22 protein-coding genes are annotated in these 21338 nt (G+C 31.0%); 11 read left to right on the plus strand and 11 right to left on the minus strand.

All coding sequences use genetic code 11. The features are described 5' to 3' along the window. The first annotated feature begins 42 nt into the window (after window positions 1-42). The 4 genes from L8X36_RS04980 to L8X36_RS04995 are packed head-to-tail and all read left to right on the plus strand — an operon-like array spanning window position 43 to window position 2771. Window positions 43-576, plus strand: coding sequence for a purine-nucleoside phosphorylase (locus tag L8X36_RS04980; RefSeq protein ID WP_263682832.1), 534 nt, complete (start codon window positions 43-45; stop codon window positions 574-576). 8 nt (window positions 577-584) lie between these two features. Beyond that, window positions 585-1655 carry a 23S rRNA (adenine(2503)-C(2))-methyltransferase RlmN gene (rlmN, locus tag L8X36_RS04985; protein WP_263682834.1) on the plus strand — a complete coding sequence of 357 codons (1071 nt, stop codon included), beginning with the start codon at window positions 585-587 and terminating at the stop codon, window positions 1653-1655. Continuing rightward, complete coding sequence (locus L8X36_RS04990) at window positions 1652-1762, plus strand: hypothetical protein (protein ID WP_263671546.1); 111 nt, start codon at window positions 1652-1654, stop codon at window positions 1760-1762. Before rlmN ends, L8X36_RS04990 begins: the two co-directional genes overlap by 4 nt. Then, window positions 1752-2771 (plus strand): radical SAM protein, encoded by a 1020-nt coding sequence (locus L8X36_RS04995; protein ID WP_263682836.1) that lies wholly within the window; start codon window positions 1752-1754, stop codon window positions 2769-2771. Before L8X36_RS04990 ends, L8X36_RS04995 begins: the two co-directional genes overlap by 11 nt. Here the strand turns inward: L8X36_RS04995 and L8X36_RS05000 are convergent. After that, complete coding sequence (locus L8X36_RS05000) at window positions 2768-3670, minus strand: RluA family pseudouridine synthase (RefSeq protein ID WP_263682837.1); 903 nt, start codon at window positions 3668-3670, stop codon at window positions 2768-2770. The two genes, L8X36_RS04995 and L8X36_RS05000, sit on opposite strands and share 4 nt — an antisense overlap. 79 nt (window positions 3671-3749) lie before the next feature. Between L8X36_RS05000 and purB the strand changes: the two genes are divergently transcribed. The 7 genes from purB to L8X36_RS05035 all read left to right on the plus strand — a co-directional run bounded on the left by purB (window position 3750) and on the right by L8X36_RS05035 (window position 13837). Further along, window positions 3750-5078 (plus strand): adenylosuccinate lyase, encoded by a 1329-nt coding sequence (purB, locus tag L8X36_RS05005; protein ID WP_263682838.1) that lies wholly within the window; start codon window positions 3750-3752, stop codon window positions 5076-5078. Window positions 5079-5095: 17 nt separating this feature from the next. Beyond that, window positions 5096-7471, plus strand: a complete 2376-nt coding sequence (locus L8X36_RS05010) for a ribonucleoside-diphosphate reductase subunit alpha (RefSeq protein WP_263663691.1) — start codon at window positions 5096-5098, stop codon at window positions 7469-7471. Window positions 7472-7486: 15 nt separating this feature from the next. Next, window positions 7487-9472: an OPT family oligopeptide transporter gene (locus L8X36_RS05015; protein WP_263682840.1), complete on the plus strand. Its 1986-nt coding sequence runs from the start codon at window positions 7487-7489 to the stop codon at window positions 9470-9472. Beyond that, a complete protein-coding gene (locus L8X36_RS05020; RefSeq protein WP_263682842.1) occupies window positions 9469-10275 on the plus strand; it encodes an undecaprenyl-diphosphate phosphatase in 807 nt (268 codons plus the stop codon). Before L8X36_RS05015 ends, L8X36_RS05020 begins: the two co-directional genes overlap by 4 nt. 106 nt (window positions 10276-10381) lie before the next feature. Then, window positions 10382-12193 (plus strand): threonine--tRNA ligase, encoded by a 1812-nt coding sequence (gene thrS / locus L8X36_RS05025; protein ID WP_263682843.1) that lies wholly within the window; start codon window positions 10382-10384, stop codon window positions 12191-12193. Beyond that, on the plus strand, window positions 12190-12711 hold the full coding sequence (gene infC, locus L8X36_RS05030; protein WP_039617082.1) for a translation initiation factor IF-3: 522 nt from the start codon (window positions 12190-12192) through the stop codon (window positions 12709-12711). Before thrS ends, infC begins: the two co-directional genes overlap by 4 nt. A 34-nt stretch (window positions 12712-12745) precedes the next feature. Further along, entirely contained in the window at window positions 12746-13837 is a 1092-nt protein-coding gene (locus L8X36_RS05035; protein ID WP_263682845.1) for a DNA adenine methylase, read from the plus strand. Here the strand turns inward: L8X36_RS05035 and L8X36_RS05040 are convergent. From L8X36_RS05040 to L8X36_RS05085, 10 genes are all read right to left on the minus strand, one after another. Further along, window positions 13834-14700 carry a helix-turn-helix transcriptional regulator gene (locus L8X36_RS05040; protein ID WP_263682847.1) on the minus strand — a complete coding sequence of 289 codons (867 nt, stop codon included), beginning with the start codon at window positions 14698-14700 and terminating at the stop codon, window positions 13834-13836. The genes L8X36_RS05035 and L8X36_RS05040 overlap by 4 nt on opposite strands. A 21-nt stretch (window positions 14701-14721) precedes the next feature. Further along, window positions 14722-15033: a hypothetical protein gene (locus L8X36_RS05045; protein ID WP_263682849.1), complete on the minus strand. Its 312-nt coding sequence runs from the start codon at window positions 15031-15033 to the stop codon at window positions 14722-14724. 38 nt (window positions 15034-15071) lie between these two features. After that, window positions 15072-15293: a hypothetical protein gene (locus L8X36_RS05050; RefSeq protein ID WP_263682850.1), complete on the minus strand. Its 222-nt coding sequence runs from the start codon at window positions 15291-15293 to the stop codon at window positions 15072-15074. Between the two features lie 71 nt (window positions 15294-15364). Beyond that, window positions 15365-15559 (minus strand): hypothetical protein, encoded by a 195-nt coding sequence (locus L8X36_RS05055; protein WP_263680350.1) that lies wholly within the window; start codon window positions 15557-15559, stop codon window positions 15365-15367. Between the two features lie 48 nt (window positions 15560-15607). Next, complete coding sequence (locus L8X36_RS05060; protein ID WP_263682852.1) at window positions 15608-15946, minus strand: hypothetical protein; 339 nt, start codon at window positions 15944-15946, stop codon at window positions 15608-15610. A gap of 74 nt (window positions 15947-16020) precedes the next feature. Beyond that, window positions 16021-19179 (minus strand): ATP-binding protein, encoded by a 3159-nt coding sequence (locus L8X36_RS05065; RefSeq protein ID WP_263682854.1) that lies wholly within the window; start codon window positions 19177-19179, stop codon window positions 16021-16023. Next, window positions 19176-19652: a hypothetical protein gene (locus tag L8X36_RS05070; RefSeq protein WP_263682856.1), complete on the minus strand. Its 477-nt coding sequence runs from the start codon at window positions 19650-19652 to the stop codon at window positions 19176-19178. Before L8X36_RS05070 ends, L8X36_RS05065 begins: the two co-directional genes overlap by 4 nt. Beyond that, window positions 19645-19926, minus strand: a complete 282-nt coding sequence (locus L8X36_RS05075) for a hypothetical protein (protein ID WP_263666472.1) — start codon at window positions 19924-19926, stop codon at window positions 19645-19647. Before L8X36_RS05075 ends, L8X36_RS05070 begins: the two co-directional genes overlap by 8 nt. A 16-nt stretch (window positions 19927-19942) precedes the next feature. Further along, a complete protein-coding gene (locus tag L8X36_RS05080) occupies window positions 19943-20620 on the minus strand; it encodes a hypothetical protein (RefSeq protein WP_263682857.1) in 678 nt (225 codons plus the stop codon). Window positions 20621-20649: 29 nt separating this feature from the next. Next, a complete protein-coding gene (locus tag L8X36_RS05085; RefSeq protein WP_263682859.1) occupies window positions 20650-21330 on the minus strand; it encodes a hypothetical protein in 681 nt (226 codons plus the stop codon). Window positions 21331-21338 lie beyond the last annotated feature (8 nt).

The raw sequence follows: 21338 nt of genomic DNA on the forward strand, positions 1-21338 counted from the left end.
TAATTAGATAAAATTTGAATTATTTTTTATAAAGGTTAATTTTTGAAAAATCTTATAGTATGTGCAGGAGGAAATGAGGATTTTAAATTTGCACAAAGTATAGGCATAGGTTTGGTTAATTCTGCTTTTTCTTTAGGTAAAATTTTAAGTCAAGTAAAAGTAGATAGAGTGATTTTTATAGGTACATGCGGAATTTACCAAGAAGGAAAAATTTTAGATATTTATGAAAGTTCTAACGCAGCGAATTTAGAATACGCAGATTTATTTGATAGTTTTTATACGCCTATAGCAAATGAGATTAGATTAAATGTTTCACATGAAACTATGATTAATTCTTCAAATTATATTTGTAAAGATGAAAATATCGCCCAAGAATTTTTTAAAAAGGGTGTACATATAGAAAATATGGAAGCATACGCAGTGCTTTCTTGTGCAAAAATGCAAGGGATAGAAGGAATTTGTTATTTATGTGCGACAAATTTTTGTAATGAATTTGCACATGAGGATTTTTTAAAAAACCATCAAAAGGCAAAAGAATTATTAAAAGATTTTTTGTTAGATAAAAAACTTATATAGGAAAAAAATTGAGTGAATTAAAAAATATATTAGATTTTACTAAAGAAGAATTAGAAAATTTAGTCCAACCAAAATTTAGAGCAAAGCAAATTTTTGAATGGGTGTATAAAAAATATGCAGATGATTTTTTACAAATGTCGTCTTTGCCAAAAGATTTTAGAGTGTACTTGCAAGAAAATTTTCATTTTTCACCTCTAAAATGTGTGAAAGATGAAAAAAGCAAAGATGGTAGTATAAAATATCTTTTTGAACTTTTAGATGGTAAAAAAATAGAAGCTGTTTTGCTACCAATGAAAGAAGAACTTGTAGATGAAAATGGAAAAATCATCAAACATGCAAGATATACTATTTGTGTTTCCTCTCAAGTGGGATGTAAAAGTGGGTGTAGTTTTTGTCTTACTGCTAAAGGTGGTTTGAAAAGAAATTTGACTGCAGGAGAAATAGTAGGACAAATTTTATGGATTAAAAAACACAACAACATACCTTATGAAAGAAGGGTTAATATAGTCTATATGGGTATGGGAGAACCTTTGGATAATCTTAAAAATGTTTCTAAGGCAGTTAAGATTTTAGCCGATAATGATGCCTTAGCGATAAGCCCTAGAAGACAAACTATAAGTACAAGTGGTTTGGCAAAGCAAATTAAAGAGCTTGGAGAAATGAATTTGGGTGTGCTTTTGGCTATTTCGCTCCATGCTGTAAATGATGAGCTTAGAAGTGAATTAATGCCTATTAATAAAGCTTATAATATAGCAAGCATTATGGAAGCGGTGAGAAATTTTCCTATAGATCAGCGTAAAAGAGTGATGTTTGAATATCTTTTAATCGATGGTATAAATGATAAAATAGAACATGCAAAAGAACTAGTCAAACTTTTAAATGGCATAAAAGCTAAAGTGAATTTAATACTTTTTAATCCACACGAAGGAAGTTTATATAAAAGACCAAGTGTTGAAAATGCGGTTAAATTTCAAGATTATTTAAGTGCAAAAGGTGTTACTTGTACGATAAGAGAAAGTAAAGGACTTGATATTTCAGCTGCATGCGGACAGCTTAAAGAAAGGCAGAGTAAACAATGACTTTTTTAGATATAGCTCAGCTTATTTTTATAAGTATAGTGGTGATCATAGGACTTGGTGGGATTATTTATGTATTAAAGAATGAAGGGAAAAACAATGGTAGATAAAAAACAATTATTAGAAAATCAATTATTTCAAAATAGATATATAAAGCCAAATATTTCTTGGTATTTTTCGTATTTAAATGGCAAAAGAGGAATTGCTAGAATTTTTAAAGTTCCTTATGCTGCTTTGATGAAAAAATTTTATTTGAAAAAATACTTCGAAAAGAGGGTTTTAGAGGGTAAGGTGGATATTCCTTATTTAGAATTAGTTTTAACTACAAGATGTACTTTGCGTTGTGAATCATGTAATAATTTAATGCAGTATTTTTCACCATCAAATCAATATGCTTGTACTTTAGAGGGCATTATAGAATCATTAGAGTTACTTTTATCTAAGGTAGATTCTATCGCAAGAGTTAGAATCATAGGTGGAGAACCCTTGTTGTTTAAGGATTTACCACAATTGATTGATTATTTAGATGTTCAAAAGAAAATACTAACTTTTTCTTTAGTCACTAATGCAACTATTGATTTTAAAGATGAATTGATGAGTAAGTTAAAAAAATCTAATAAAGTTAGAAAAATTACGATTTCAGATTACAAAAGATCACCAAATTTAAAAATTCCATTAAAGCAAGAAAGCATTTTAAGAAAATTAAAAGAAAATAAAATTCCATTTTCTATGGACTCTAGTGGTGAAAATTCTACTTGGAGTGATCCTGAAAAAATTTATAAACGTGGTAGAAGTAAAGAAGATATAATCAAAAATTATCGTAATTGTCAAATGCCATGTGTAAGTTTGATGACATCTGAGGGCTTAGAAAATAAACAATTAGCACCTAAAGGCGCTATTTTTGTTTGCCCTATATCAAGCTCCTTATCTCGCTTAAAAGGGCTTGAAGAATTTGATGGTGATTTTTTAAATTTAGAGAATTCTAAAGAAAGATTTTTTGAATTTTATTCTCAAGATTTTTACAAATCTTGTGATTATTGTAGAGATTATGGTAAACCAGCTAAGCAAATTGCAGTTGCAATCCAAACTGATAAGGTTTTAAAGTTAGAAAAAGACTAAGATAAATTTTTCAAAAACTCATCTTTTATATCTTTTTGAGATTGTATCAAAAATTTTTGATTTTTATATGTAAATTCTAAGCTAGAAGAGTGTAAAAGCAGTCTTTTAGCGCCTGTGATGTGAGCTCTTTTTATATCACTCATTTTTCCATCAAGTATTTGCTCTATTTGTGTTTTTTCTAAACCATATAAAGGTTCACCTAAAATTTTATGTTTCACATGAAACAAATGTAGTCTTATTTGATGTTGTCTGCCTGTTAGAGGTTTAGCTAAAACTAAACTAGCATCTAAATTTTCAAAATATTCCAAAGTGTAAAATTGCGTTAAAGCTTCTTTGCCATTTTCACAAATATGCATTCTAGTTTTTACTGCATCATAGTCTTTAGCTAAATCCATACTTTTATCTACTATAAATTCTTTTTTAGTTTTTCCTTTTACTAGAGCAAGATAGCTTTTTTGCACTAATCTTTTTTCAAACATGGTTTTTAACTCAATTTGTGCATTTTTATGTTTAGCTATGAGTAAAAGCCCGCTTGTTTCTTTATCTAATCTATGAGCTACGCAAGCTTTTTCACCCCATAAATGCCAAATTTCATCACAAAGACTATAAGTACAATTGCGTCCATTAGGATGAGTTAGCACCCCACTTGGTTTTTCTATGACGGCAAAATCTCCATTTTCAAAAACTATTTCCAATCCTTTAGGGTTATTTTCATATACGATTAATTCCACTAATCCATCTAAAAATTTGTTTTTTTCTTCTACCAAATTTCCATTACAAAATAGTCTTTTTTTATCAATGAGTTTTTGTGCTTCACGCATAGAGATTTTTAACTCATCCATAAGTAGTCTAAATGCCTTTTTTCCATTATTTGCTAGTTTCTTTTTTATATATGCCATTTAATAACTTTCTTAGGTAATTTATAATAAAATTCAAGCTATTTTTTCATAAAAAATTATATAAAAAAAGGTCTTGAAAATGGTTGAAAGATATAGTAGAGAAATCATGGCTAAAAAATGGGACATGCAAGCAAAATATGACGCATGGTTAAAAGTGGAATTAGCTGCTGTGAAAGCGTGGAATAAACTTGATCTTATTAAAGATGATGATTGTGAAAAAATTATAAAAAATGCAAAATTTGATACAGCAAGAATAGATGAAATAGAAAAAACTACCAAACATGATGTTATTGCTTTTTTAACTAGTGTAAGTGAAAGTTTAGGCGAGGAAAGTCGTTTTGTACATTATGCGATGACAAGTTCAGATTGTATTGATACTGCAGTTGCTTTGCAGATTAAAGATAGTTTAGAACTAATCTTGCAAGATTTAGATCAAGTTTTAGCAGCGATTAAAACAAGAGCATATGAGCATAAAAATACCTTAATGGTAGGAAGAAGCCATGGAATTCATGGAGAGCCTATAACTTTTGGTTTGGTTTTGGCTATTTGGTATGATTCGCTAGTTCATGCAAAAGATTTAATCATTCATGCAAAAGAAGTGATTAGCTATGGAAAAATCAGCGGTGCCATGGGAAATTTTGCTCATGCTCCGCTTGAATTTGAAGAAGAAGTTTGTAAAAATTTAGATTTAAAGCCAGCACCAGTTTCAAACCAAGTTATACAAAGAGATCGTTACGCACAGGTTATCTCGGCTTTAGCTATTTTAGCTTCAAGTTGTGAGCAAATCGCTGTTGCTATCCGCCATTTTCAAAGAACAGAAGTATATGAAGCTGAAGAATATTTTTCTCAAGGACAAAAAGGAAGCTCAGCTATGCCTCATAAAAGAAATCCTGTTTTGAGTGAAAATATTACCGGTCTTTGCAGGATGATAAGAGCTTATGTAACACCTGCTTTAGAAAATGTAGCATTGTGGCACGAAAGAGATATATCACATTCTAGTGTAGAAAGATTTATATTACCTGATGCTTTTATCACGACTGATTTTATGCTTTCAAGATTATGCGGTGTGATAGAAAAGCTTTTGGTGTATCCAGAAAATATGATGAAAAATTTAAATTTAACCGGAGGACTTGTATTCTCTCAAAGAGTGTTGCTTGAACTTCCATTTAAAGGTATAAGTAGAGAAGAAGCTTACAAGATCGTTCAAAGAAATGCTATGAAAGTTTGGGCTGATTTACAAAATGGCAAGCCTGCGTTAAATGAAAAAGGTGAGAGTTTGTTTTTGCTAGCTTTATTAGCTGATGAGGATTTGAAAAAGTCTTTAAGTGAAGCAGATATTAGAAATTGCTTTGACTATAACTACTACACAAAAAATGTAGACAAAATATTTGCAAGAACTTTTAAATAATAAACTAGGGGTTGTGAGTGAAAGTATTAAAAAGAAATGGTAGAACTGAAGAGTTAGATGTTTCCAAGATTAAAAAATATACCACCGATGCAGTGGCAAATTTAGAAAATGTTAGCCAAAGTGAGCTTGAAGTGGATGCAAAAATTCAATTTCGTGATGGCATAACAACAGAAGAAATCCAACAAACTCTCATAAAAACAGCAGTAGATAAAATAGATATTGATAGACCTAATTGGACCTTTGTTGCTGCAAGATTATTTTTATATGATTTGTATAAAAAAGTAAGTGGTTATAGTGGTTATAAACATTTAAGAGAATACCTTGAAAAAGGTGAAAAAGAAGGTAGGATTTTAATCGGCTTAAAAGAAAAATACGATTTAGATGATCTTAATGCTTATATCAAGCCAGAACGCGATTTGCAATTTACTTATCTTGGTATAAAAACTTTGTATGATAGATATTTGATTAAAGATTCTAAAGGCATGCCTATAGAATTACCACAGCAAATGTTTATGGCTATTGCGATGTTTTTAGCGCAAAATGAGTTAGATTCTCAAACTTGGGCTAAGAAATTTTATGATTTAATCTCAACTTTTGAAGTAATGCTTGCAACCCCAACCCTTTCAAATGCAAGAACCACAAGACATCAATTAAGTTCATGTTATATAGGAAGCACGCCTGATAATATAGAAGGGATTTTTGATTCTTATCAAGAAATGGCACTTTTATCTAAATTTGGCGGTGGTATAGGTTGGGATTGGTCTAAGGTGCGTGCTATGGGCGGAAGCATAGATGGGCATAAAAATGCAGCAGGTGGGATCATACCATTTTTAAAAATCACCAATGATATAGCAGTAGCTGTTGATCAACTTGGTACTAGAAAAGGTGCAATTGCTGTATATATTGAACCTTGGCATATGGATATTAATGACTTTTTAGATTTGCGTAAAAACTCAGGTGAAGAAAGAAGAAGAGCGCATGAGCTTTTCCCTGCTTTGTGGATTAATGATTTGTTCATGAAAAGAGTAAGAGCAAATGACAAATGGACGCTTTTTGATCCTGCTGATACAGCAAGTTTGTGTGATTTATACGGTGAAGAATTTGAGAAAAAATATGAAGAATTTGAAAAAGATGAAAGCATAGTCAAAGAAATTGTTGATGCTAAAGAGCTTTGGAAAAAAATACTTTTATCTTATTTTGAAAGTGGCTTGCCGTTTTTATGTTTTAAAGATAGCGCAAATAGAACAAATCCAAATTCCCATGCAGGAATTATAAGAAGTTCAAATTTATGTACAGAAATTTTTCAAAATACAGAACCAAATTATTATCAAATCAAAATCGTATTTGATGATAAAACAGAACTTCATTTAGATGAGGATGAAGAGCTTACAATAGATGGAGGATATAAAAAGCTTGCTAAAAAAGTTTCTACTTTAGATAGTATTAATGGTAAAAAAGTTTATATAGTAGAAAAATACAAAAACGAAGGAAAAACCGCAGTTTGTAATCTTGCAAGTATAAATTTAAGTAAAATCAATACCAAAGAAGACATCCAAAGAGTAGTACCAACAGCTATAAGAATGCTTGATAATGTGATTGATTTAAATTTTTATCCTCATGTAAAGGTTAAAAATACCAACCTAAAATCACGCGCTATAGGACTTGGTGTGATGGGTGAAGCGCAAATGTTAGCTGAAGCTCAAATTTATTGGGGTTCTAATGAACATTTTGAAAAAATTGATCGCATTATGGAAATGATTAGCTATGAGGCTATTTTAGCTAGCTCAAATTTAGCCTTAGAAAAAGGAAGCTACCCTGACTTTGAAGGATCAAATTGGAGTAAAGGTATAGTGCCAATTGATGTAGCAAACGAAAATGCCAAAAAGCTTACCGCAAGTGAAGGTTTATTTGATCAAAGTGAGTGTGATTGGGAAAAATTAAGAGAAAAACTAAAAAGAGATGGTATAAGAAATGGTTATTTAATGGCCATAGCGCCAACTTCTTCTATCTCTATTTTAGTGGGTACTACTCAAACAATTGAGCCTGTATATAAAAGAAAATGGTTTGAGCAAAACTTAAGCGGTATGATACCAACTGTGGTGCCAAATCTAAGTGCTAATACTTGGCAGTATTATACCCCTGCTTATGAGCTTGATCAAAAAATCTTAGTAAAAGCAGCAGCGATTCGTGGTAAGTGGATTGATCAAGGTCAATCATTAAATATCTTTGTTTCTTTAGATAAGGCAAGCGGTGGATATTTAAATGAAATTTATCAACTTGCTTGGGAATTAGGTGTTAAATCAACTTATTATCTAAGAAGCGAAAGCCCTGATAGTCAAAAAGTAAATGATGATGTGGTTGATAGAACTATAGAATGTGAAGGTTGTCAATAAAAATGGAGAAACAAAATGCATACAAAAAACTCACTACCGGAGCTTACGCTTAGGGGTATAATACTAGGAAGTATTTTAACGATTATTTTTACTGCCTCAAATGTATATTTGGGGCTTAAAGTTGGTCTTACTTTTTCTACTTCTATTCCTGCTGTTGTGATTGCAATGGCTGTTTTAAAAATCTTTAAAGACTCTAATATTTTAGAAAATAATATGGTTCAAACTCAAGTTTCAGCCGCAGGTACGCTTTCGGCTGTGATTTTTGTTATACCAGGTCTTTTTATGTGTGGATATTGGTTTGAATTTCCACTTTGGCTTACTTTTATGCTCTGTCTTTGTGGAGGTGGATTGGGCGTGCTTTTTACTATACCTTTGCGTAGAGCTATGGTGGTAGAGAGTAAATTAGCTTATCCTGAAGGAAGAGCTGCTGCTGAAATCTTAAAAGTAGCTAATAAAGACCAAGCTGATAAAAAAGGAAAAGTAGGCTTAAAAGAAATCACACTTGGCGTGGTTTTTGCTTCTGTGATAAGTCTTTTTTCAAGCGGTTTTAAACTACTTTCAAGTGGAAGTAGTTTTGCATTCATTTGGCAAAAAATGACTTTTGGCTTTTCTATGGGCTATTCAGTAGCGCTTTTGGGTGCTGGATACTTAGTAGGTATAGCCGGAGGTGTTGCGTTGCTTGTGGGTATGGTGCTTGCTTGGATGGTTTTTGTGCCATATTTTTCTGCTAAAGAAAGTTTTGACGCGAGTTTAAGTGCGCTTGATATAGCTAATCAAATTTGGGCTCAAAAAGTGCGTTTAATAGGCACAGGAGCTATTGCCATAGCAGCATTATGGACTTTAATAGAACTTGCAAAACCTGTATATGATGGCATGAAAAATATGCTTAAAAAAACCTCGTTAAATCTTTCACAAGATCCTAAAGATATGGATTTATCTTTAAAAGCTATGCTAGGTTTATTTGTACTTATGTGTATAGGCTTATTTATTTCATTTTATGCTTTTGTGGCTGATTCAAATTTAGCAAGTGGCTATCAAATTCTTTTTGCTTTAGTAGGAACTTTAGTAGCTATTTTTATAGGCTTTTTTGTAGCTTCTGCTTGTGGATATATGGCAGGTTTAGTGGGTTCATCATCTTCTCCTATTTCAGGTATAGGACTAATTGGGATTATGATTTCTTCTTTGATTATTTTACTTTTGGGTTATCAAGTAGATTTATTTAGCGATCCTTTAATGTCTAAATTTGCTATTGCTTTTGCTATATTTACTACTAGTGTTATTTTGGCAACTGCTGCTATTTCTAATGATAATTTACAAGATTTAAAAACTGGTTATTTAGTAGGTGCAACTCCTTGGAAACAACAAGTTTCTTTGATTATAGGCTGTGTGTTTGGAGCTTTGGCTATAGCTCCTGTGTTAAATTTGTTATACCAAGCTTATGGTTTTGTGGGTGCAATGCCAAGAGAAGGAATGGATGAGGCAAATGCACTTGCTGCACCACAAGCAAATTTAATGAGCACTATAGCTCAAGGTATTTTTAACGCTAACATTGATTGGAGTTATATTATAGCAGGAGCTTTTGTGGGTGTTGGTATAATCATTGTCGATCGTTTATTAAGAAAGAAAAATATGTCTTTACCACCTTTAGCTGTGGGTATAGGTATATATTTACCACCTGCTGTTAATATGCCTTTGTTTATAGGTGGATTATTGGCATATTTAATTAAAAAGCGTTTGGATCAAAGATATGCTAAAAATGCTCATAAAAAAGAACTCATTCAAGAGCATGAGCAAAAAGGAACCTTATTTGCCTCTGGTTTGATAGTAGGTGAGAGTTTATTTGGAGTGTTAATAGCTGGTTTAACCGTGCTTTCTATTAGTAGAGGTGGAGCTGAAGATCCGCTTGCTATTGCAACTTCATTTAAAGATGATGGGATTATAGGTTTTGTAGTATTTATAGCGATTATGCTAATTTTTGCAAGAAGAGTGCTTAAAAAATGAATTTAGATTATTATTATGCTTTGATTTTAGGAATCATTGAGGGTCTGACAGAATTTTTACCTGTTTCATCTACTGGGCATATGATCTTGGGTGCTGAAATTTTGGGTTTAAATATAGATGATTTTTGGAGAAGTTTTTTTATCATCATTCAGCTTGGTTCTATACTAGCGGTGATTTTTATTTTTAAAGAAAAACTAACTCAAAAACTTGATATTTGGTTAAAACTTGCTGTGGGTTTTTTGCCTGCAGGTGGGGTGGGTTTTATAGCATATAAGTTTTTAAAAGAAATATTTAATGGCTATACCGTGGCTACTATGTTAATCATTGGTGGGATTGTTTTTATCATCATAGAACTTAAACATAGAAAAAAAGACTATACAATCCACTCTTTAGATGAGGTAAGTTATAAACAAGCTTTTTTGATAGGTTTGACCCAAGCTCTTGCTATCATACCAGGTACTTCAAGAAGTGGAGCAAGTATCATAGGCGGCTTATTGCTTGGGCTTGATCGTAAAGTGGCTTCTGAATTTTCATTTTTACTTGCAATTCCTACCATGATTATTGCAACAGCTTATAGCATTTATAAAGAACCACAGGTTTTAAGTAATATGAATAATTTCATTCCTTTAGCTATAGGTTTTGTAACAGCTTTTATAGTGGCTTTTGTGGTAATTAAAATATTTTTAAAATTAATTAGCAAGATAAACTTTATACCTTTTGGAATTTATAGGATAATTTTAGGTTTTGTATTTTTATACCTTTTTATGAGTGGTGCTTTAGATATATCAAGAACGGGTGTTTGAAATATAAAAACATCCTTTATTTAAAAAAAGTTTAAGTTTTTCATAGCTAAAATTAGTCTTATATTTTAATTTAAGCTCACAAGGTTAGTGAGTGTTAAGGGTAGAAATGACAAAAGATATAATTGCATATGCAAATAATGAAACTTTGATAGATACTCAAAGTTTTAACAATGATACAAATTTAACTCCGATTTATTTTGATAATTCTAAAGAAAGTTTAGAAGTTATCCGCCACTCTTGTGCGCATTTAATGGCTCAAGCGATTAAAAGTCTATATCCAGAGGCTAAATTTTTTGTAGGACCTGTGATAGAAGATGGGTTTTATTATGATTTTAGAGTTGATAGTAAGATTTCAGAAGAAGATTTAAGCAAGATCGAAAAGAAAATGAAAGAACTAGCAGAAGCAAAACTAGACATCATAAAATACGAACTTTCAAAGACTGAGGTTAAAGAAAAATTTGCTAATGATGATTTAAAACAAGAAGTTTTACTAAGAATTCCTGATGGAAAAGTAAGTATTTATAAGCAAGGTGAATTTGAAGATTTATGCCGTGGGCCTCATGTGCCAAATACTAGGTATTTAAGATTTTTCAAGCTTACTCGTGTAGCAGGAGCGTATTTGGGTGGCGATGAAAAAAGAGAAATGCTCACAAGAATTTATGGTACTGCCTTTGCAGATAAAGAAAGTTTAAATGAATACTTAAAAATCATTGAAGAAGCTAAAAAAAGAGATCATAGAAAACTTGGTAATGAAATGAAGCTTTTTGCCTTTGATGATGAAATAGGCGGCGGGCTTCCTATATGGCTTAGCAATGGTGCAAAATTAAGAAGCAAATTAGAGCATTTGTTATATAAAGCACATAGATTAAGAGGTTATGAGCCTGTGCGTGGGCCTGAACTTTTAAAAGCTGATGCGTGGAAAATTAGTGGGCATTATGCAAACTATAAAGAAAATATGTATTTTACGCAAATTGATGAGCAAGAATATGGCATTAAGCCGATGAATTGTGTAGGGCATATTAAAATTTATCAAAGTGATGTTAGAAGTTATCGTGATTTACCTTTGAAATTTTTTGAATATGGCGTGGTGCACCGCCATGAAAAAAGTGGAGTTTTACACGGGCTTTTTAGGGTAAGAGAATTCACTCAAGATGATGCGCATATTTTTTGTATGCCAAGTCAGATAAAAGAACAAGTTTTGGAAATTTTAAGCTTTGTTGATACTTTGATGAAGGCTTTTGAGTTTGATTATGAAATGGAAATTTCAACACGCCCAGCAAAAGCAATAGGCGATGATGAAATTTGGGATATAGCTACAAAGGCTTTAAAAGAAGCTTTAGATGAGCAAGGTTTAAAATATGGCATTGATGAGGGTGGTGGAGCTTTCTATGGTCCAAAAATCGATATCAAAATCACTGATGCGCTAAAAAGAAAATGGCAGTGTGGAACTATACAAGTAGATTTTAACTTACCAAGCCGTTTTAAACTCGAATACACAGACGCAGATAATGAGAAAAAACAACCTGTAATGCTTCACCGTGCTATTTTGGGTTCTTTTGAAAGATTTATAGGAATTTTAGTAGAGCATTGTGCGGGTGAGTTGCCATTTTTTATAGCACCAACTCAAGTAGCTATAGTGCCTATTTCACAAAATCATCATGATTATGCAAAAGAAATAGCAAGAAAACTTTTAGAACTTGGCATTGATAGTGAAGTGTATAATAAAAATGAAAGCTTAAATAAAAAAATCCGCACCGCTGAAAAAGCACATGTACCTATGATACTTGTTTTAGGTGATGAAGAAGTAGCAAACAAAAGTGTGGCTTTAAGAGATAGAAGAGCAAAAGAGCAAAAAACAATGACTTTAGATGAATTTATAACCCTAACAAAGGAGAAATTAAGTGAGGTACGCTTTTGAGTAAAGAAAAAGAAGTATTGCTAAATGAAGAAATTCAAGCAGATGAGATCAGATGTATAGGTGATGATGGCAAGGTTTATGGCATTATTAGTAGTGATGAAGCGCTAGATATAGCAAATAGACTAGGGCTTGATTTGGTGATGATAGCCCCTGAAGCCAAACCACCTGTATGTAAGATAATGGATTATGGAAAATTCCGTTATCAACAAGAAAAGAAACAAAAAGAAGCAAAGAAAAAACAAAAAGTTATTGATATAAAAGAAATCAAACTTTCTGTGAAAATCGCTCAAAATGACATTAATTATAAAGTCAAACATGCAAGCGAGTTTTTAGAGCAAGGCAAGCATGTGAAATTTAGAGTGTTTTTAAAAGGTCGTGAGATGGGCTCTCCTGAAGCAGGGGTGGCGTTGCTTGAAAAAATTTGGCAAATGGTTGAAGATATAGCAGATAGAGACAAAGAGCCTTTGCTCGAAGGACGCTATGTAAATATGCTAGTAACTCCTAAAAAGAAAAAATAATCACAAGCCTTTTTAAGGCTTGTATTTTAAACTTATGCTAGAAGAAAATCCACAATTTTTAAAAGAACAAATCATAACTTATCTTGGTAATAAAAGATCTTTGCTTGAGTTTTTAAATCAAGGCTTTAAATTCGCACAGAATGAGCTTAAAAAAGACAAATTTAGTTTTTGTGATGTATTTAGTGGCTCTGGGGTAGTTTCGCGTTTTGTGAGGCCTTATGCGAGTTTTATCATGGCAAATGATTTGGAAGATTATTCTAAAATCATCAATGAGTGTTATTTAAGCAATCAAAATGCACAATTTTTACAAGAATTACAAAAATATTATGATTTTTTAATTTCTGATTTAAAACTCAAAAAAGGCTTTATAAGCAAGCTTTATGCACCAAATGATGATGAGTATATCCAAAAGAATGAAAGAGTTTTTTACACGCTTAAAAATGCGATGTATTTAGACTCTATGCGAGAAAAAATTTCAAGCCTGCCAAGCAATATACAAAAATACTTTATCGCACCGCTTATCTATGAAGCAAGTGTGCATGCAAATACAAGCGGGGTTTTTAAAGGCTTTTATAAAGATAAAAATGGAGTGGGAAAATTTGGAGGAAATGGAGCAAATGCGCTTAGTCGTATAAAGGGTGATATAGCTTTAAAAATGCCTATTTTTTCAAATTTTACTTGTGAGTATGAGGTTTTTCAAAAAGACGCAAATATTTTAGCTAAAGAGCTTGATAGCTTTGATGTAGCGTATTTAGACCCACCTTATAATCAACACCCTTATGGATCAAATTATTTTATGTTAAATTTAATCGCTAATTATAAAAAGCCAAAGGAAATTTCAAAGGTTTCTGGCATACCAAAAGACTGGAACCGCAGTGCTTTTAACAAAGAAAAAAAAGCTGAAGATGCTTTGTTTGATTTGATAAATGATTTAAAAGCTAAGATTGTATTGCTTTCTTATAATTGTGAGGGTTTTGTAAAAAAAGAAAATTTCATAAAAAGACTTCAAAGTCTTGGAGAATGCTTTGTGCTTGAGCAAAAGTATAATGCCTTTAGAGCTAGTAGAAACCTTTCTAAACGCTCTATGCATATACAAGAACAACTCTATGTATTAAAAAAACGCTAATCTTGCATGTATGTATTTAATTGCTCAAAAAGCTTTTCTTTTAAAGCAATAGGTTTGTTTATTTTAATATATGGTATCCAATATCTTATTAAATTTAAAAGCTCATCATCATAAGTATAAAATGCCTTGATGTAAATGAAATTCTCATCCTCATCTATAAATTTGTATTTAGTAAGGGCATTTTTTCTTAAGAAATATTCTTTAGCTTTTTTATCAAGTTTTAAAATAGCTTCTTTATTTTCTTTGCTAATCCAATTACTTTGATCTTTTTGAATTTGTTTTAAAAACTCTTCTTTTGGGGTAAAAATTTCTTTCTTTTCTACTTTTAGTTGTGTGATTTTAGAAAAAGTAAAGGTTTTTAAAGTATCGTTTTCATCTGCTAAAAGATACCATATGTGATTAATATTAATGAGTTTGTATGGATTAGCTTTTCTGTGTTTTTCTTTGTAGTAAAAACTAATGGGGTATTTTGCTATGATAGCTGCACTTAGTTCTTCAAAAATTTCTCTATCAAGTGTTTCATAGCTTTGGGTTTTGACTAAAAAGGCTTTGTTGATTTTTTCATTAAGCAAGTCGTTTAAAAACTCTTTATCTAAACTAGGATAAAGCCTACCTATACCGCTTAAAATAGCAAAATTTTGTATATCTTTAAAGCTTAATTTTCCTAAAACATAGCCTTCTAAAAAATACTTTCCATTTTCTTTTTTTATAGGAATAAAAGCAAGGCGTTCATGCAAGTCTCTTTGTATGGTGCGAATGCTGACATTAAATTCTTGTGCAAGCTCTTCTAAGCTAAAACGCTCGCCATTGTTTAAACACTGCAGTATAGAAACTAAACGCGTAGAAAGCTTGTCTTTTTCCATATACAACCTTTTTATTTTTGTTTATTTTAGCAAATCTTTGATGTTTTGTTTGATTGTTTTTGGATCGTTTTCATAGGTAGTTAAAAGTTCTTGAATAAGCTTTAAAAAATCACTAAAATCATCAGGATTTTCTTTTTTAAATTTAAGCACTCTATCTAGGATGATAAAAGCAGCTTCGGTTTTGTCATTTTCTTTTTCTTTTTCATAAAGCTCTTTTAGTTCTAAAGCAAGCTTAGTGTAAGTATAAGCTTGCTTTGGTTTTGAGATGATATTAAAGATGTTTGATTTATAGCTAAAAAGCAATGAAAAAAGTTGAGGTAGTTTGTTTAGCATGGTACTCCTTAAAATTTGCAATATTATTATGTATTTGCTTAAGTTTTATTGCTTTTGATTATCCTTACAAGCACCATTATACCTGCTAAAATTAGCACGTAAGACACCGCTACATTTGTAATTCCGTATTTTTCTATTAAAAATAAACTTGGCAAAATAACACACCACACTACAAATACAAGTAAAGCCCAAAAAGCTCCGCAGGCAATAGCCCATATAGCAGTAGCTATCATGATTATAATACCAATTACAACCGCCATAAATAACTCCTTTATCTCAACTAAAATGAATTATATTTAGCCTTACGACAACTTGTATCATAAGCTAAGCATTATCTTTTAAAAGCACTTAGTATGGTGCCAAATGCCATTTCTAAGGCATTAGCGTTTTTTCTTTGGAGAGGTTCTTTGCATTTTGGGCAAGAAAAAATTTCACCACTAAAAGACATAACGTCAGATTTTGGAACTATTACTTTAGAATACCCGCATTTTTTACATACTTTTTTAAACGGCATAGGGCGTATCATTAATTTCCTTTTTTTTGTTTTATGAGCTGTTAAAAATTATCCATTTTTTTACTCTTTTATTTCGCTTGGATTTGTGTTTTTAAAAATCTCTTTTATATTAGCACATGTTTGCTCGTATTTTTCTTTGAGTTCAGGGTTGTTTTCTATGGCTTCTTTTCCACCAAATAAATCTGAAACAACCAAAGGTTCGTTGAAAAATTTATCATCCACCGCATCAACTACATTATAAACTTTTTCAGCGGCTTGCCCAAGCATTTCACATGCTATGTCTTTTGGATCATCAGTCCAGTATGCATTTTCTTCTTTGGTTTTGTCATACCATTTTTTTAATCCATATCCAGTTGCAGCTAAAGCAACTCCACCTAAAATAAAACCTAATTTTCCCATAAATAACTCCTTTTGTTTTGATTTACAAAAGGAATTATATTTTAGCTTTATGACAGGTTGTGTCGTTTTAAGTATTAAAATAAATTATTTTTAAAATGCTCTACATCTTTATTTTCTATAGAGTTGTTTAGATATTTATACAAGAAATCATAAGCTATATCAAGCTTATTCTCATCAAGATTGTTTTCAAGTATAAAAAATCTTGCTAAGAAGGTAAGATCAAAAATTTGAGCAATAGGTTTTAAATTTTCTAAAATTTTTGGCGCAATTTTTTGCTTTTTGTCGTAGTGATCTTTTAAAGCTTTCATTATATTTCTTCTTTGAAGGTTTAATAAGTTTTCTATCATTTTAGCGTCTGCATTTTCTAGCCAAGCTGAGCCAAGTATAACACCATCTTTATAGTTTTTAGCATAGAAATTGTAAATATTGCGTTGGATTATTTCTTCATTTATCAATTCATTTGAAGTTGTATTTGAGCTTTGGTTGATTTTTACAGCTACTGCTTTAGAAAATCCACCTGAAAAGACAATAGCTGTTCCTATATCTAGTTTGCTTAAAAATTCTGCTTGCTCATCTTCTAAAGCCATGGTATTTGCGATAGCTTTTTTATCATCTGCAGCAAAAATTCTATGAACGATTTTTGTGTTTGTATTTTTTAATACTTCTGGGGTGAGCTTGTTTGGAATTTGATCAGCTATCATTAAGCATTCGCCATATTTTCTAATCTCAGCAAGCATGTCAGTAAATACTTCAACACCTTGTTTTTTATTTAAACTATCTCCTGCTTCATACTTACTTAATAATCTATGTGCTTCTTCTATTAAAAGTATGTGTTTTAAGCCATGTTTATTTTGGCTAGTTTTGAAATTTGCTTTGATGGCCTCTACAAAATTAGTAAGTATAAATCCCATTACTAAAGATTTTTCATTACCATTTCTAATCTCTTCAAGCTCAAACACTACTTTTTTATCAAGCAACTTTCTAAAATCTATTGATCTTTTAGTGTTTAACATAAAGCCTTTTGATCCAACTAAAAGCCCATTTAATCTAGCTTTAATAGAACCTATATAATCATTTTTTAATCTCTCATCAAAACCTTGAGTTTTTACTACATCTTCTATTTTTTCGATTAAATCTTGCAAGGTCGGAAAAGAATAAACCCCTTCATCAAAGGCACTTTCTTCATAAATTTCATTTTTATTGGTAGATATATTCCAGCCTTTGTCTTTATAGCACTCATATATTGCACTTTCTATGATTTGAGGTATAGCAGCTTCCATGTCAAATGCAGCCTCTATACTAGCTTTTATCATATCTACTCTTGAAGTAATGCTCTCATGAGGAAAAAATTCAAAAGGATTTAGTCTAAAAGGTGATAATGTATCATTTCCTAGTGTGAAGATAAGCAAGTCATCATAGATGTTTTTTAAAATTCTATATTCTGTTTTAGCAGGTTCTATTACTAAAAATGGTTTGTTTGAGTTGATGAGTATATTTTGACAAGTTGTTGTTTTTCCACTTCCTGTTACACCTGTGATAAATATATGTTTATCAAGCTCAAATTTGTTTATACTTACTTCTTTGTTTGTAATATTGCCACTTTGTATTAATTTTCCAAGAACTAAAGAATTTTCTTGAGAAAATTGTTTATAGTTTAATCCAAATTCAACTTCCTCATTAAGCTCTAAACCTACCACCTCTTTTTTCGGTAAATCTGCGATTAAACTCAGCTCTTTAGAGCTTATTAAATTTCCAAGAGAATGTGAGCTTTGAGAAAATAATGATGAAATTTTTTCATCGTCTTGATTCATTTGTATTTTTGGTAGTTGTAAATTTCTAAAAGCATGAAGTCTTTTGCCATTATCTAGTAAAAACGCTCTAAGTGGAAGTTTGTTTCCACTTTCTCCGCTAAATAAAGATATAATGGTATTTTCAAGTTTTTGTAAAACAGCCTTTGAATTTGCAAAGCAAAACATAGAGCTTGTAAAAAGTCCTTTTCCTTTGCCATAGTCTATTCTAGGTAGTAAAATTTCATCTATGTATTTTACCCAATCTTGCATTTGTTTGTTGGTTGATTCTGTGGTGGTTGTTGTAGATTCTGTAGTTCCTTCGCTAGTACCTGTGGTTTTACTTTCATTAGTACCTGTTGTAGTTCCTTCGCTAGTTCCAAAGGTTTTACTTTCATTAGTACCTGTGGTTTTACTTTCATTAGTACCTGTGGTTTTACTTTCACTATTTCCAATGTTTTTTGATATAGTTTGACTTTTTCCACCAGTGATTGTTATATTACTATTTGTAGTTGTGCTTTTAGATTCAGAGCTTCCTTTGTTTGTAGAATAACTACTTCCATTATCGCTAGATCCACTAGAAGTTCCAAAGGTTTTACTTTCGCTAGTTCCACTTTGCTTACTTTCTCCAGAATTTATCGCTTCACTTCTACTTTCACCTTCATTTGTTCCTGTGTTTGTACTCTCATTGGTGCCTATGCTTTTACTTTCATTAGTACCCGTGGTTTTACTTTCGCTAGTGCCTATGCTTTTACTTTCATTAGTACCCGTGGTTTTACTTTCATTGGTACCAAAATTTTTACTTTGTGATTCTTGCTTGCTTTGTTTTGCCATAGGACTTAGCATATCATAAATATCAAATATATTTTTTTCAATATCTGCTATAGTTTTATCATCCACCAAAGAAGCTATGATCATAAAGCCAAATTCAGAATTTATCCCCATAGTATCTGCAAGTCTATCTACCCCTTGGAATTCATCTTTGTTTTCTAAAATACCAGGAACACCTTCTATGATACTTTGGTATTGATTATTTGTAATTTTGTCTAAAAGTTTTCTTTTAGATTCTCCTGTGACAACTTCTACTTTACTACCTCTAAAATTTCCTTTTATGCTAGGACATAGTAAAAATTCTCCTATTTCTTGTATATTTAAACTTGGCGATGATTTAGAATAATCTCTACTAATACCATAATAAAACTCAATACCCTCATCATTACCTAAAATTAAATATATAAAATTAACACCTTCTATTCTAAGAGTGCTTAAAACGTTTTCCAAAGCTTGTCTTTTTGGTGCATCTTTTTTAAAGGTAATGCTATCTACTTTATATAAAGCCACATCGCTTATATCTAGTTCATCTGTTTTAAGTGTGGTGATATTTGTTTTATGATTTAAATATAAATTATTTGTATGAAGTGTAATGGTTTCTATGGTCTTTTTCATTTGCTTTTCCTTTCTTTTGCTTCTTTTTCCATTAGCTCTCTAAAATATTTTTGTGCTTTTGTTTCTTGTTTTAAAGCCCCTTCTATACAAACATCTTTTGAAACTTTATCTTGCAAAGAAACATTAGTATAAAATGAATTTTGTGTATGCGTTTCTTGTTTATTGATAAGCTTAGAATGTGGTATGTATTTATTTAGTACCTTTTTTACTATGCTTATATTCCATATAGTATCTTCTAAATTTTCAACAAAAAAAGAATGATTAAAAATCAACTCATTTTTTTTATTCCATACAAAACATAGATCAAGTTCATCATCTTTGATATATTCAACCGTCTTTTTCCACCAAATCCAAAAATCCTCATCTATGGTAAAAAAAACTTCACCTTCTTTTTTTATAGGTTCTATGTTTTCGTTTCTATATCTAAACACTGCTATTTTTTCATTGTTTATCAAAAATAAATTTCTAATCATTCTTTTCCTTGTTTTGTTTTAACTTTTCAAGTTGAGTGACAAATTTTTTAATTTGTATTTTTTTAGCTTTGCTTATTGTTTTAAGATTTGTATTAGTCGTTAAATTTTTATTAAAATCAAAAAAATCTTTTTCATTATATAGAGTATAATCTTCTTTAAAAGTGTATGTTTGCTGGTTTAAAGGAATGCGTATTTTAGCATTCCTTTCTATGTATTCTTCTTCTTCAATATTGCTATGCAAACTAAAACCATTCCAAAAATTCCAATTTCTCATTTCGTCTCTTTTATTTTTAATCTTTTCTTACAAGTGTATTAAATTTGCTTGTAACATCATCATCACTTAAACTTGGATTAGCTTCTTTAAAACTTTCTTTTATAAAAGCAGAAATTTCACTTTTACTTGCTCCACTTTCAAGCTTTTTATCATCTACATAATTTGCTACATCATTAACATCAATCTTTTTCTCACTTGCAGTTTTTAATAAAGAATTAACATCTGTTGCATCAAGCTTGCCTTCATCCACTTTTTTCGCAGTGAAATTCCAAAATTCAGCACTTGTTTTTAAAGAGTATTTTTCATCTAAAGCTTTTATGGTTAAACCTGAACCTAAAGCTGTATCAACGGCTTTTTGTATATCTGTTTTTTCTTCATTAAGATTAATATTTCCTGCTTTAATTTCACTCTTAAGATAATCAATATAAGCATTAATACTATCAAAATCTTCAGGTTTTTTATTGCTTTGTCTCATGGCTGCACCAAGATCTTCGACATTATCATCTTTATTAAACAATCCTGCGATTTGTCCTATTATGTTTAAAATGCTTGATAAGGTTCCAATATGAGGAAGTATAGCTCCAGCTAGCTTTCCAATTCCATCCATAATAGCCCCACCTATAGCTTTGCATGCACTACTTATTCCACTTACTATTGCACTACCTATACTACATACAGTATCCCAAAATCCCATTTTGTCTCCTTTGTTTTGAATTTTTATTTTTAATCTTTTCTTACAAGTGTATTAAATTTGCTTGTAACATCATCATCACTTAAACTTGGATTAGCTTCTTTAAAACTTTCTTTTATAAAAGCAGAAATTTCACTTTTACTTGCTCCACTTTCAAGCTTTTTATCATCTACATAATTTGCTACATCATTAACATCAATCTTTTTCTCACTTGCAGTTTTTAATAAAGAATTAACATCTGTTGCATCAAGCTTGCCTTCATCCACTTTTTTCGCAGTGAAATTCCAAAATTCAGCACTTGTTTTTAAAGAGTATTTTTCATCTAAAGCTTTTATGGTTAAACCTGAACCTAAAGCTGTATCAACGGCTTTTTGTATATCTGTTTTTTCTTCATTAAGATTAATATTTCCTGCTTTAATTTCACTCTTAAGATAATCAATATAAGCATTAATACTATCAAAATCTTCAGGTTTTTTATTGCTTTGTCTCATGGCTGCACCAAGATCTTCGACATTATCATCTTTATTAAACAATCCTGCGATTTGTCCTATTATACTTATGATGATTGATGCGGTTTTTAAGTGCGGATATTTATCGCCTAAAAATTTTTCAGCAAGAGCTAAAATAGATCCACTAATTACGCAAGCACTATTTACAATGTTTGCAAATTCACTAATGCGTTGGCGCATGTCAATAATTTTTGCTTGTTCCATTTTATCTC

Origin of the sequence: Campylobacter sp. CNRCH_2014_0184h (assembly GCF_025772985.1) — a bacterium.
Classification (GTDB): Bacteria; Campylobacterota; Campylobacteria; order Campylobacterales; family Campylobacteraceae; genus Campylobacter_D.